This window comes from Acinetobacter sp. 24-47-39, from assembly GCF_056783825.1.
This window is the reverse complement of record NZ_JBWYIP010000008.1, coordinates 54,615-68,098: the sequence shown is the minus strand read 5'-3', so window position 1 is coordinate 68,098 and position 13,484 is coordinate 54,615. Positions and strand designations below refer to the sequence as shown.

14 protein-coding genes are annotated in these 13,484 nt (G+C 40.5%); 6 read left to right on the top strand and 8 right to left on the bottom strand.

Annotation, left to right across the window (positions count from 1 at the left end; all coding sequences use genetic code 11):
• Positions 1-56 precede the first annotated feature (56 nt).
• The 3 genes from sodC to AC1M9C_RS08690 form a co-directional block, all read right to left on the bottom strand.
• Positions 57-635 (bottom strand): superoxide dismutase [Cu-Zn] SodC, encoded by a 579-nt coding sequence (sodC, locus tag AC1M9C_RS08700; protein WP_373687194.1) that lies wholly within the window; start codon positions 633-635, stop codon positions 57-59.
• 120 nt (positions 636-755) lie between these two features.
• Positions 756-1,865, bottom strand: coding sequence for an AI-2E family transporter (locus AC1M9C_RS08695; protein WP_481587358.1), 1,110 nt, complete (start codon positions 1,863-1,865; stop codon positions 756-758).
• Between the two features lie 126 nt (positions 1,866-1,991).
• Complete coding sequence (locus AC1M9C_RS08690; RefSeq protein ID WP_481953547.1) at positions 1,992-2,636, bottom strand: ParA family protein; 645 nt, start codon at positions 2,634-2,636, stop codon at positions 1,992-1,994.
• A 132-nt stretch (positions 2,637-2,768) separates the two neighbouring features.
• On the opposite strand from AC1M9C_RS08690, the gene AC1M9C_RS08685 reads away from it, so the two are divergent.
• Positions 2,769-3,236: a Holliday junction resolvase-like protein gene (locus AC1M9C_RS08685; RefSeq protein ID WP_481587357.1), complete on the top strand. Its 468-nt coding sequence runs from the start codon at positions 2,769-2,771 to the stop codon at positions 3,234-3,236.
• A gap of 30 nt (positions 3,237-3,266) precedes the next feature.
• On the opposite strand, the gene AC1M9C_RS08680 is transcribed toward AC1M9C_RS08685, so the two are convergent.
• A complete protein-coding gene (locus AC1M9C_RS08680; RefSeq protein ID WP_481953546.1) occupies positions 3,267-3,899 on the bottom strand; it encodes a class I SAM-dependent methyltransferase in 633 nt (210 codons plus the stop codon).
• 244 nt (positions 3,900-4,143) lie between these two features.
• Between AC1M9C_RS08680 and AC1M9C_RS08675 the strand changes: the two genes are divergently transcribed.
• Both AC1M9C_RS08675 and AC1M9C_RS08670 read left to right on the top strand, forming a co-directional pair.
• Positions 4,144-4,710 (top strand): hypothetical protein, encoded by a 567-nt coding sequence (locus AC1M9C_RS08675; protein ID WP_171076732.1) that lies wholly within the window; start codon positions 4,144-4,146, stop codon positions 4,708-4,710.
• Positions 4,711-4,789: 79 nt separating this feature from the next.
• On the top strand, positions 4,790-5,227 hold the full coding sequence (locus AC1M9C_RS08670) for a protease inhibitor I42 family protein (protein ID WP_179998756.1): 438 nt from the start codon (positions 4,790-4,792) through the stop codon (positions 5,225-5,227).
• Between the two features lie 49 nt (positions 5,228-5,276).
• Here AC1M9C_RS08670 and AC1M9C_RS08665 read toward each other — a convergent pair whose 3' ends face one another.
• Positions 5,277-5,852: a hypothetical protein gene (locus AC1M9C_RS08665; RefSeq protein WP_481587355.1), complete on the bottom strand. Its 576-nt coding sequence runs from the start codon at positions 5,850-5,852 to the stop codon at positions 5,277-5,279.
• A gap of 53 nt (positions 5,853-5,905) precedes the next feature.
• Positions 5,906-6,679, bottom strand: coding sequence for a class I SAM-dependent methyltransferase (locus AC1M9C_RS08660; protein WP_481953545.1), 774 nt, complete (start codon positions 6,677-6,679; stop codon positions 5,906-5,908).
• Between the two features lie 121 nt (positions 6,680-6,800).
• Here AC1M9C_RS08660 and AC1M9C_RS08655 point away from each other — a divergent pair, with 121 nt between their 5' ends.
• The 3 genes from AC1M9C_RS08655 to AC1M9C_RS08645 all read left to right on the top strand — a co-directional run bounded on the left by AC1M9C_RS08655 (position 6,801) and on the right by AC1M9C_RS08645 (position 10,133).
• Positions 6,801-8,063 carry a hypothetical protein gene (locus tag AC1M9C_RS08655; RefSeq protein WP_481953544.1) on the top strand — a complete coding sequence of 421 codons (1,263 nt, stop codon included), beginning with the start codon at positions 6,801-6,803 and terminating at the stop codon, positions 8,061-8,063.
• Between the two features lie 305 nt (positions 8,064-8,368).
• Positions 8,369-9,109, top strand: a complete 741-nt coding sequence (locus tag AC1M9C_RS08650; protein WP_481953543.1) for a TetR/AcrR family transcriptional regulator — start codon at positions 8,369-8,371, stop codon at positions 9,107-9,109.
• 70 nt (positions 9,110-9,179) lie between these two features.
• Entirely contained in the window at positions 9,180-10,133 is a 954-nt protein-coding gene (locus tag AC1M9C_RS08645; RefSeq protein WP_481953542.1) for a 2-hydroxyacid dehydrogenase, read from the top strand.
• A 110-nt stretch (positions 10,134-10,243) separates the two neighbouring features.
• On the opposite strand, the gene AC1M9C_RS08640 is transcribed toward AC1M9C_RS08645, so the two are convergent.
• Positions 10,244-10,876 carry a hypothetical protein gene (locus AC1M9C_RS08640; RefSeq protein WP_481953541.1) on the bottom strand — a complete coding sequence of 211 codons (633 nt, stop codon included), beginning with the start codon at positions 10,874-10,876 and terminating at the stop codon, positions 10,244-10,246.
• A 374-nt stretch (positions 10,877-11,250) separates the two neighbouring features.
• Entirely contained in the window at positions 11,251-13,269 is a 2,019-nt protein-coding gene (locus tag AC1M9C_RS08635) for a CocE/NonD family hydrolase (protein ID WP_481953540.1), read from the bottom strand.
• Positions 13,270-13,484 lie beyond the last annotated feature (215 nt).

Genomic DNA, 13,484 nt, shown 5'->3' with positions numbered 1-13,484 from the left:
GAAATAAAAAAAGGACTAAGCTAGAGCTTAATCCTTTGATGAGTCTTGGGTGTAGCTTAGCGTATAACACCACATGCTACACGATCACCCCCACCACCTAGTGGTTTAGGTTGGTCTGAATAATTGTCACCACCTGCATGTACCATGATGGATAGACCTTGAATGTCTGCAAGTGTAAGACGTGGTGCAATCACTTGTGTTTTTGCATTACCTGACGCGTCAACATTTAATACTGGTAAGTCACCTAAATGACCATCGTTTGGCGTACCATGCCCAGGCGCTTGATTTGGATTGTAATGTCCACCAGCGGCAAGCGCAGCACCCATTTTTCCATCTTTTTCAGCAGGTTCACATGAGCCTTTTTCATGGATATGGAACCCGTGATATCCAGGTGATAATTTAGTTAAGTCCGTTGTGATCACAAGACCTTTGTCACTATCTTGGAAGCTAATCGTTCCAATTTGATCATGAACTCCTTGAGCACTCACCGCATTTACAGGAATGGTTTGGATTTTAGTGTTGGATTCTTTGGATGCAGATGTATTTTGCGTTGCTGCACATCCCACAAAGCCTAAACTCAGCAATGCACTGAGCATAGAAATTTTGAATGCTGAAACTTTCGATTGCATTTGCATGCTGTTCTATCCTTGTTCCATCTAAGTGATAACGCATTGAAACAAATTTGGCATTTAGCAACAAGAACGATTTAAGTATTTGATTGTATAGATTTCTTATCAGTAAAAATAAAACACCACTTATGAGAGTGGTGTTTCATTGTCTTGATCGTAGGCCATCGTGGCTTTAGGCACGGGTTCTGGTTCCAGTGTTTCATGTAACCATTCACGCCAAATGGCTAAAAGAATGGCGAGAATTACAGGACCAATAAAGAGTCCAACTAACCCAAAGCTCGCTAACCCCCCCAGTACACCAAACATGATCAATAAGAACGGAATTTGAGTAGCACCTGAAATGACCAAAGGACGAATGACATTGTCGGCTGTACTCACCACACAAACGCCCCAAGCCATTACGCCAATCGCCTCAACGGTTTGACCTTGTGAAAATAACCACAGTGAAACAGCACCATATGCCACTGGAGGACCAAAAGGAATCAGCGCCATGATAAAGGTCATAATGGTTAAAAGCATTGGATTTGGAACACCAGCAACGTAATAGCTGATTCCTGCCAATATCGACTGTGCAACGGCAGTCAAACCAACACCATATACCACTGCACGCGTTGTTTCAGAGATCGTGTCGATATAATGTTGGATACGTGGACCAATGACTTTCTCCATCGCTTTACTGACCTGTTGAACAATCGTTTGTCCATCACGGTAAAAGAAAAATAGAGAGAGCATGGCGAAACCAAGTTTGACTAAATTTTTGGTAATTTCGCTAATCACGAATTTACCGTAATTTAAATGTCCTTGAATCCATACACTAATATTACTAAAAAGTGCATTTGGGTCGGCATTGATGTCACGTACAATTCGAGAAACTTCTTTACCTACAATGGGTAATTCACGTATCACATCAGGAACGGTGATATGACCAGAAGCCAGTTGGCGCTGTAAATCAAAGAATAAGTTTCGACCTTCATGTTGAAGTAAGAAGATAGCAAAAGTGAACGGTAAACCGACAACGAGTGCCAATAAGCATGTCATAACAGACGCACCCAATGTAGGTCGATTACCACACCAAGCGAGAATACGTTTGTATAAAGGCCAAGTCATATAGGCGATAATACAAGCCCATAACACAGGTACGATAAAGTATTTGACAATGTCATATCCCAAATAAAGCAGAATAAAAAACAAGCCAAATAAAAGTACACGCTGTAAAGTTGGATTAAAATCTTGCACTAAAGTCTCTGATCTATATTCTTGATTTTCAAACGTATCTGCCGCACATCTGATTCATTTCGAGTATGCATTTAACATCATATATGAAAATGAAAAAAAAGTGCGACGACAATCTGGATTCTTTATTTAGAACCAATCACTTGGATCATCAATTAAAACATCTAACAAGGGTTGCCATTGTTGTTGTATTGATAAATAAGTTTTTTGATTTTTATCAAAAATGTTGAGACCCTGCATCGCCAATTGACCATAAGCTGTTCGTTCAGAAATCCAAGCAACAGGTTGTTGATCAATCTTGGTAAAGAACTGTTTGATCTCTTGAGCACTCTGACTATTTGGTTTGACACGATTTGCCACCAAATGAACTTGAACTTTACCTTTCCGAATACGTTTAATGTCATGGATGTGTTTTAAGAAGCGACGCGTGCTGTCGATATCAAAAAAAGAAGGTTGCAGAGGTGTGACCACTGCATGACATTCTGCAATTAATTGTTCTGCGTGTTCGCCTGTTAATGCACCTGGAGCATCAATAATCAGATAATCAAGATTCTTCGGTGCATCACCAATCGATTTTTCATGGCGCCAATCTAAACTTTGAATGTGTGTTGCTGATTCTGGGCGCTGCTTTAACCATTGTAATGCAGATTTTTGATTGTCCGCATCCGCCAATGCAACTTTATAACCTTTCTGTGCGAGTGCTGTCGCCAGCGTAATCGCAGAAATTGTTTTTCCACAGCCACCTTTTTGGTTGGCAATCAGTATCGTTTTCATGAGTTTAAAATTATACATGCTTCAAATAAGGTCTAATCTTAGCTTAGCATTAAAATCAGCCAAAACGCGCATACATGACAAAAGTTTAGTTCTTGTTTAAATTGTCCGCATAACAAGTCATAGAGAACGTCAATGTCCATTTGGATGGCAATGTTAATAGGCGCCGGTATTGGCGTGGTAATCACCACAATGATGTTGAGCTCAACCCGCAATGGCCGTATTAAAGCAGAATATGAACAATATATTGCAGAGCTTGAACTTGAGCATCAACACGCATTAGCTGCTGCTCAAAAACGCAGTGTAAATACCAGTCGTGCGGTACTGAAAGGTAAAATGGCTGAACAATTAGCACCGATTATGCCAGAATTTCAATATTTACCCAGTGATGCTAAATTCTTAGGTGATCCTGTCGACTATGTGGTATTTGATGGATATACAGATTTCCGTGATGGTGATGGCGCGGCAGAAGATATTGAGGTTGTATTGATTGACATTAAAAGTGGTGGAGCACGGCTCACCAAAGGTCAGATGGCAATTGCGAATGCAATTGCCGAAGGGCGTGTGCGTTTTGAGACGATCCGTATCGACTTTCAAGACTAGCTTGGATCAATAATCCACTATGTGAAGTGATCAGTTGGTTTTAGTCGCGCGAGCAAGCATCATGCGACGACCTACTTTGGGCACTTCTTCTGCTTCGAAATAATCGAGTTCAGAAATCTCAAAGCCAGCATCAAGCAGTGCTTGCTCGATATTTCTGTTCAAATGACAACCATCAGCAATCACTTTCTGTAATGGCGTCAAAAGATCTTGAAGACGCTTTAAACTCTTTTGCTGTTGTGCATTGTAAGCGACATGTTCAACCAAATGCAAAGTGCCACCGATGCGTAATACACGTTTAATTTCATGTAGAACTTGTTGAACATGACTCACACTACATAATGTCCATGTGCTGACGACATGTTGAATAGATTGATCTTCAAATGGTAAATTTTCCGCTTTAGCATGAACATGTTCCACATGGAACGGTGCATCTTGAATACGTTGTTCAGCTAATTTGTATACATCTAGGCTGGGTTCAAGCGCATAGAGACTGTCCACAGCTTGATAAAATGGCAGGTTAATTCCTGTACCAAAACCGATTTCTAATACCTCACCTTGAATCGGAAGCAGAAGACGGCGTCTGCTATCCATCATACTTGGTAACTGCATGACTTGATTCAGAATATGAGGGAATACTCGTTGCTGATAAAATTTATAGATCATTTTTGTTCTTAACATCTTCCATTATTCGATTATTTTACACGTTGAATACACTTTTAACAGTAGACAAAATTGTGACTAAATCACGATAGATTGTTACTGTTCATCAATTTCCTTTTCAGAATGAAGTTCTAAGATAGATCATATAGATGTAGGTTAAATACAATTCAGTCGGATGTTGTCCATAGTAGATGTATGTGCTGCTGTTGAGTTGTTTTTGACACTTAGAAAGAAGGATGGATGTCTGTTGAAAAAGTTAGTTCTCGCATTATGTATCGCCCTTGGTGGTGTTTCGGCTTATAGCTCTGCCAGTGTGAAATCGAGCGACTTTAATATTGCCAATGGTTTACCCCCAGCTTCGGCAGATCAAAAAATTTCGGTATTGGAACCTTTTGAAGGGGAATTTCGTATTCTTGGTTCGAAAGAATATACCGATGATCCGCAAGCCCAATTTTCACCCATCGACTATGCCGTAACCCGCGGTATTTTCACAGAACCTGAAATTGCACGACAAATTTCGATTAATCAGTATGACCGCTATTTAAATTGGAAAATGGCAAAACCACCGATTCACCCACGCTTAGCAACACAGTTGGTGAGTAACATGCACATTATCCCAGCTAATCCAGAAATTGCGAAAGAGATTAAGAAAGTTCAACGCGGTGATCTAGTGCGCTTAGAAGGGGAATTGGTGCAAATCAATGCCAAAGATTTGGTGTGGAAGTCTGCTTTGGATTGGAATGGTATCGGCGATGGTGCATGCAAATTAATTCGCGTCGAGTCGATTGAATGGTTAGAAAAGCGCAATATTTAAATATGATTTCAGATTGATGAGTTTGAAATGACTTTCAGCTCAAAGTCTTAGTCATTAGATAAATAAGAGAGTGTGGATCATGAGCGTTGGCAAGACATCCTTATGGATAAGTTTATGTATTGGCGTACTCGGGAGTAGTCTTGCCGCATGTCAAAATCCAGTCTCTGAAGTGCAAGCGGAGTCCCATCACTATACTGATCAGCAAAATTGTCCTGCACTATTGGTGATGAAAGTGGGTGAAACCTTAGAATTTAATGCAGCAGAAAATCCAAGTACGGGTTATCAATGGCAAATCATGCAACCGCTTCATCTCTTTAAAGTTGAAGAACAATATTTGGCGACTGAAAAATCAGAAGCGATGGTTGGCGTTGGAGGTAAAAAGACAGTGAAGCTGACTGCGCTAAAACCTGGTCAGGAACTCATTGAATTGGCATATGTGCGACCTTGGGAAGTTGCTCAAGACCGTACTCAAACAGACGTCCCAACATCCTGGCAATGTCGAGTACGTATTTCTTAAGCAGACAGAAGACCGTTTCTAAAATTGTGTTGTACTTTTACTATGTACGCTATTGTTCTTTCGTGACACTCGTATTTTGACTCCAATGTTGGAGTTGGGCTTTCGCAGTATAATAATCACTCATATTTCGAATTGCATCTTTAGGATTTCGAAGCTCATCTTCGGGAGACTGTTCGAGTTCTTGATAGACCTCAATCTGATTTTCCCAGTATTGATAAAATAAGCCTTGAATATATCTACCTTGTTCCGTCTTAAGATCTAAGTCTTTCAACATATTGAGGGAGGACTGAATGAGATCTCGTTTACGCTGAAACTCCATATCCGCATTTAAATTGCCATCTGCTTTTAATTGCTGAAGTTCTGCGTCTAGCTCATCACTTAATTGCTCAAAACTTTGATCATATTGATTCAGTAAAGCAACGTCATGTGCGTCATTTGGAGTAGATTCAAATGATTTGATCGGCTGAGCTTCGATCTGTGTTTTCAATTCAACGGATGGATCAACGGATTCTTTTTGTTCGGTCTGAGAGTTTTGTTCTGTTTTTTGGCATCCAATGAGCATGAAAGGCATAGTCAGGCAGAGTGCAAATATTGAAAGTCGAATAGGGTGAAGATTTGCCGTCATGAGAGTCAATCCTCTGTTGGTTTTTTTAATGAATGATCGAGATTAAGTTTAGTTTATCGCGCACGATAGTGATAGGCATAAGTGACATAAGGAAAGGAAACTTCGTCATGGGGCGTGAGTCCCGTATGTTCAAATACGATCGATTCAAATGCTGTCTTCATTTTTGCTTGGTCTGCCGCTGACATTGCCGCAATAAAACTGGTAGATAGGAGTCGTTTGCTGACGACCTGTTCAACACTGCCGACTTGATGCTGAGTGAAGGTGCTTAAACTTTGGTATTCAAATAATTCTTGCTGCTGAAATACATTTTGCCATTGGTCACTGTGAAAGCGTGGCGTATCGGACTCAAAAGGTGCGATGTAATCTGCCAATGCTTTGACCCAATCCACTGAGATATCTCGTTGGTTCCAGACTAGACCTAAATGTCCTTGAGGTTTAAGAAGGCGATGCATTTCTTGCAATGTTTGGCGTTCAGCAAACCAATGAAATGACTGTGCGCATAAAATAGCATCAACACTATGCGTTGATTGCGCAATTTGATGGCTTGATGCTTGTAGTGTCTTCACCTCAGGATGTACTATTTTCAATTGTTCGAGCATTGCTGGAATCGGTTCGACGGCGATTATGTTCGAGGTGACTTGTTTTAGATAGTGCAGGAATTTTCCTGTCCCCGAACCTAAGTCAATCGCAACTGCATCAGGATGAATATTCAACTCATCTTTCAACCACGTGACGATAGCCTGTGGATAATTTGGTCGGACTTGTTGATAAAGTTCAGCCGCAGAACTAAACCCATTTTCAGCAGCAGGATGAAGTGAATGTGTCATATTTTGCGCTTTTTAATCTGAACAGTATCTATAAAATATGACACCGACAATGTGATGTAAGCAAGTGAACGATTGATTCATTTTGCAAACCAAATGATGAGAACCCTTTTTCGGAATTGCAATGGATAAGCAAATAGTATTTGAAGACGAACACATCAGAGCAATTTATTTAAAAGGAACAACAGAAACATTGGTTCTCTCTTTTGGTGACTTGATCAGTCGTGCCAAAGGCAATGCCATTAATGCTGAAAAATCCTTAGCCAAATATGACTACAATGTCATAGGTATCATGCCAAAACAAAAGTCATGGTTCCCATCACAGAGCATGCACGCTCTAATCGAGCAAATATTGCCTTTGTTGAATCAATTTCAGCGTGTCGTGGCTTATGGTGGTTCTATGGGCGGCTACGCAGCGATTAAGTACAGTAAGCGATTAGGCGCAGCACGCGTGGTTTCTATGGTGCCGCAATATTCAATTAATCCTGCTGAAATTGAAGACCGCCGTTATACTGATTTTTACGATCCTAAGGTCAATGCTGACATGCAAATTGCCGCGACAGATATTGCGTGCGATGCAGAATATATCGTGGTTTATGATCCTTACTTTGATCTAGATCGCGAGCACTATGAAAAAATCAAGCCGCTTATTCCTCAACTCAATACACTACATTTACCTTATACAGGCCATGATGCGGTTGCTGTATTAGCAAATTCTGCGTTATTGCATGATTTTATTGAACATGAATTTGATGCCACCTACTTTTATCGCCAGATTCGAGCAGTTAAAAAGAACAGTAAATTTTACTATCGAAGCGTGATCGCACATCTGCTTGGCACCCACAATGAAGCATTAGGTAATATTTTAAAAACCATCGATCTACAACTAGACAGTAGCTTTTTTGATGCCAGTCTTAAACAGACGATTACACGTATCTTACTGACCAATAAAAGAGTTGATGAACAAGATTTACAAAAGCTTGGTATTTCGATTCATTTGCCATTTGAAAATAAAACACAACTTCATGACAGCTTTGGCAAAGTCTTGGTCTTTAACGTGATCACCCAAAAATTAGAAAGCTATGAACAACATGTGATTGATATTAATGGTAAGTACATTATTCCATTACATGTGGAAAGTACTGGATTGGCCCAGATTGAAATTAAAAAACAGCACTATCTCATTTGTATGAATGATCGCCGTGTTACCAAATTGATCAAAATGGATGATGTGCTGAGTGCGGATATGAGCCCTTTGATTGTGAAAAAGGGCGAAGGTTTCTTTAGTATCAGTTATAAGCATCTCTATATGCACTGCGATGAGTTAGGAAACTGTATTTTTGAATCAGACACTGTTGGTGAGGCAGAAAAATTTTCAGTGGAGTAAGGCTGAATTTTTCATAGTTATTGATCAAAGCGCATCAGCGCTTTTTTTATCTTTAAGTAAAAAATATAGAGTGTGTGATAGGTCTCAATCTGTCGTAAAAAGCGATATTGTTTAAAATTTACCCGTGTTTATTTTGTAACGAAAGCGACGGAATGACTCTGTTTCGTTGCTAAGATCAGGCAATATATAACGAATTTGAATGATTCAAATGATGATGTATTCATGAATATCGGAATATTCATGCATCTTTCACGTGTCTACTTGAGCACAAAAAAACCCATATAAATGGAATTTAGGTGGGACAAATGAATAAAAAGAAAATTGCAAAAACTGAAACAGGAATGAATCCTCCAAAACAATCGCGTACACATCGTCGTGTTATGCAGGTGATTCAAACCGCTGAAAAACTTTTAGTTAAAATGGGCTTAGAGTCAATTTCAATTCCTGAAATTGCCAATGCTTCAGACATTCCAAGAGCGAGTATTTATCAGTTCTTTCCGACAAAATATGATCTGTTGCATCATATGGCACAGTTGCATTTGCAGAAACTAGTAAGCTTGCTCAAGGAAGCTGGTTTAAACGTCATACGCGAACATCCGCACGAAAGTATGGCGGCTTATGGTCGAATGGTGGCTGCAGCTGTGATTGAAACCACTGCCAAGTTTTATAATGAATCTGCTGTGGCACGATTATTAATATTGTCAGGTCCACTGAACCGACAAGTGTATTTACGTCATCAAATGGAACTCAAACAGTTCAGTCAAGATTTAAGAGATGCACTTAAAGCAATTCGGGTAGATGATTATTTACCACAACAACCTGACAGTATGTTGATCATTATTGAAATGATCTTTACTTGTATGAAACATGGTTATTACACAGAAGATCGGATTTCTGAACGTATTTGTGAGGAGGCGTATCGTTTGGCAACGGCATATTTAAATGCGCTGAAAGAAGATCAATTTTCCCTAAAAGCACAGCGTGCAGCAACGACGCAATCTGAGACAAAAAACCAGTCAAATCAGCTATTGTTGACCTACAATTAAGCTTACAATCAGTTGAATTATCATGAAAATCTTGCAGTCGAAATGCAGATCAATATTGCTGAGGTTCAACGTGAAAGCTGTTTTTTTGGATCAATTCTCTCTCGATCAGAATGATTTAGATTTTTCGGGGTGGTATCAAGTCTTTGATGAGGTAACATTCTTTGAGCGCACTGATCCAGATCAAGTGCTTGAACGCATTGCGGATGTAGATGTGGTGGTGACCAATAAAGTGGTGATTACGGCAGACATGATGCAACAACGACCGCAGCTTAAATTAATTTTAATTTCAGCCACAGGCACCAATAATGTCGATTTAATCCAAGCAAAAGCTCAAAACATTGTGGTATGTAACTGTCAGGCATATGGTACTGCCGCTGTAGCTCAACATACCATGATGTTGATGCTGAACTTGGCAACGTCTTTTATTCAATATGATCGTGCAGTTCGTGCGGGTGAATGGAATAAAGCATCACAATTCTGTTTATTAGATTTCCCCATTGCTGAATTGAATGGTAAGACCTTAGGGATTTTGGGCTATGGTGAACTTGGTCAAGCCGTAGCGAAATTGGCTGAAGCCTTTGGTATGAAGGTGATTGTGGCTCATTTACCAGGACGACCTGCAGCCGCTGATCGTGTCAGTTTAGAAAGCTTGCTGCGTCAATCAGACTTTATTAGCTTACATTGTCCATTAACTGAAACAACACGCGACTTAATTGATGCAGAAGCATTCAGTCTAATGAAAGAAAGTGCATATTTAGTTAATTGTGCCCGTGGTGGCATTGTGAATGAACAAGCATTGGCGGAAGCACTAATAAATCGGAGAATCGCAGGGGCAGCGACTGATGTATTGAGTATAGAACCGCCTCAGCAAGGCAATGTGTTATTGAATTCGGATATCCCTAATCTCATTATTACACCACACAGTGCATGGGGAAGCGTTGAAGCACGTCAACGTATTGTGCAACAAGTACAGGAAAACGCAGCTGCATTTAAAGCGGGTCAACCGATTCGTCAAGTTAACTGAAGTTAAGTAATAAAAAAGGTGCTGTGAGAAGCACCTTTTTTCTTGAAGAGATATAAATAAACTCAACCTAATAAATAAACTCCACTTAGGTTTGAATAAAACGACATGGGTTAACGTGGGACACCTGCATCACTGTCATCTACAGCTGGACTAGAGGTGGTAGCTCCACTATTAGGTAAAGCAACACTTTGACGCTGAATGGTTGGTTCTGCTTCAGGTGCTTGATTTTGACTTGCTAGCGTGGTGTTGGCTGATTGCGCAGTTTCAAGGTTGACTGAATTTTCTTGAACGGGTAAAGCGACCGATGCAGTAGTTGGAGTAGGGGAGGCTGTGACAGCAGGTGCTGTCGTTGGGTTGGGTTGACTCAAACTGCCTCTTTCGATGGGAACGCCACCTGCACCGACGAGGTTCTGTTTAGCATGCTGCACAGATTTAACAGTTGTATCTACGCCTTGACGAGCACCGTCACGTAATGCAACCGCTTTTTCATTGGTGAATTCTTTGGTGTTTTGCCAAGCTGAATCGACGGATGGCTTGATTTTAGCAATACCACGCTTGGTCGCATCATCAACGGTATTGGCTGTATTTTGCAAAGTCTCTTGTGCTTTGACTGCAAGTACTTTGGCTAAATTTGGATTGTCACCGTAAGCAGGATTGTTGCCTGTTAAAGTAGAGTCTTGAGCAAATGTAGTTGCTGAGCATAGCGTAATACAACTTACCAGCATCGTTTTCATTATGTTCATGAAGGATCCTCTTCTCAGTTCTGTATGGGTGGCGCTGTGACTCAATCGCCTCATCTGTACAAAACTTTTGAATTTTTTATCAGTTTCCAAGCAAACTACATGAGCGATGGGGCTGTTTCAATGTTGAAATGTATCTGTAACGTTGTGCCTCGGCAGTTTTAATGATTAACGCTACAATTTTTATTCATCTTGCATCGCTTAAAGGCTTTTAGGATACAACACTACATTGTGTGCATTCGATCGTGGACAGTAAAATTAAAAGTAAAGTTTATCCTCCGATTCTAAGACAAGTGTTGATCAAACCAATATATTCAACATAAAAAAAGTCTGAGCATGGATTCATGCTCAGACGCTGTTTATAAGAAATCTAAAAATTAATGCTTCAGATATTGAGTCGGGACTTTTGGTAAAACCACGCTTGATGGGTATTGTGAATTCGAATAGATCGAAATCGATCCCAAAAGCGATGAAGTTAAACTTGGTAATGGGGCAACGCCTTTCCATACATCACTGGAAACCACCGAAATTTGAATACGATGTCCTTTAGGAATAAGCGCAGCAGTTGCTGGAATCTCAACATTGACCAAGACTGGCTTGTTTTTGTCTAAAGGCTGAATATCCGATGCTTTAAATGTATGCCAAGGTTGAATCATTTGTCCTTTGATATAACGAGAACGTGATTCGTCAACTTTACGCATGGACGCTGTGATAATACCCGTGCTTAATGTTTTAGCATTGCCCGTTCTTGGGTCCACATCGGATACACGTACGACTAAACCACTGTCTTTAGAGCTGGATGAAATCCACAAGTCAGCTTGTATCGGTCCATTTAAATAATAGTCTTCAGTTAAAGGTACTGAGTTAAAGACTGAAGCAGGAATATTCGCCAAGTTGCTATTTTCCAGACATGGGAACGGTAGGATAGACGTTGCACCAATGAGAACTTGTTCAACAGTACTTGAGCATAAACCGAAAGTTGGCGCTTGTAATAAGTAGTTTTCACCAGAGCTTGACGTTGGTCGATCTTTTGCAAGATTTCCACGTGTATTTAAGAATAAACGATCAGGTTCTAATGCTACATGCGGCCAATCCGTACTGACGACATAATCTTCATAACCGTGCACCCATTGTGTGACATTAGGTAGAGTTTCAGCGCCAGTGTTGATGCCTTTTAAATATTGATCAAACCATTGAAGTTGCATTTTGTCTAAACGCGGTACATTACCTTTAGGCAAACTTGGGAAAAGTTGTGCGGCTTGAATGTGTGCCCAAGGTCCAATAAAGGTTTTTACTGTGGTATGACCTTTTAATGCTTCATGCCAAAGCGGTTCACTGCGTTGGAACAAATCACGTGTTCCCCCGACAATAAAAGTCGGAACTTTAATATTATTGGCTTGTTCTAACAGCGATCTTTCTTGCCAAAAGTCATTATCAAAAGCATCAGCTTTGCCTTTTAGAGCATTGGCAAAAAGCGGTATTTGGAATTCTGTACTGTTAATAATTTTATCGAGTGCGGTCAGTTTTCCAGTAATCGGGTCTTGCACCAAGGTATCAATCGGTAAAGTACCCAACAGTGTAATCAAACTCATCCAAAGTGGAATGAAGTTCGTATTTAGCTGTCCGCCATTGAAAAGAATATCACGGTACGCATCACCCATAGGTACGATTGGGAACGCTGCCTTGATCGCTGGATGTTGTGTCGCTGCACCCAGCATCGCCGTGATTCCTAAATAAGAAACGCCATATAAGCCGACATTTCCATCAGAGAAGCTTTGTTTACTTGACCAGTCAATAATTTCATAAGCATCTTGTTGTTCAACTTTGCCAAAAGCTTCCCACTTACCTGTAGAGTTACCTGTTCCACGAACATCTGCAACGACTGTTGCATAGCCACGTTTCACCATTTCAGGGTCTGCACCACCTGCTATTGCTGAAACCTTACCTGCAACCCCTGCGCTATAGGCCGTTTGAATAACAATCACAGGGAATTTTGCATTGATAGGACGACCTGACTCATCCGCAGGGAGCGTGACATAAGTGGCGATTCGCGTTCCATCACGCATGGTAATCCACTGTGCTGGCAAGGTCACCGACTTAGGATATTCAGCAGGTCGATCATACAATTGCCATTGAGCATTGGCATTGGAAAGTGATGGGACTTGAGGTTGACTCGGAGATTGTCTAGTTCCGAGTCGGGTGTTTTTTAATGCAACGGGAGTACCTGGGAGCGTGACATCTGGGGAGGTCACTGGGTCGGGTTGAGGACTTAAATAGCTTAAGTCTGGTGTCACATTTGGTGTTGGATTAATTGTTTTATTTGCTATGCCAATGGTGGTCGCAAGTATCGTGACACCGATGCCAACAGCAGCATAGAAAGAATTTAGCAATTTCATTACATAATTCCTTTTTGTTTTTCATTTTTGTAGTCGTGCTTGAGTGAAGAATGAAATATGCATAAAGCCAAATCGTTCCATTCATTTTATTTTTATGTCTCCTAATCTGATCAAAAAAGATAATTCAGATTAGGCTTTGATGTTGTACCACTGTTTAGTTTAACTAACAAGTTGGGGTCTTGCTGTTTGTCGGATTGGCAATGATGTTTTGATTA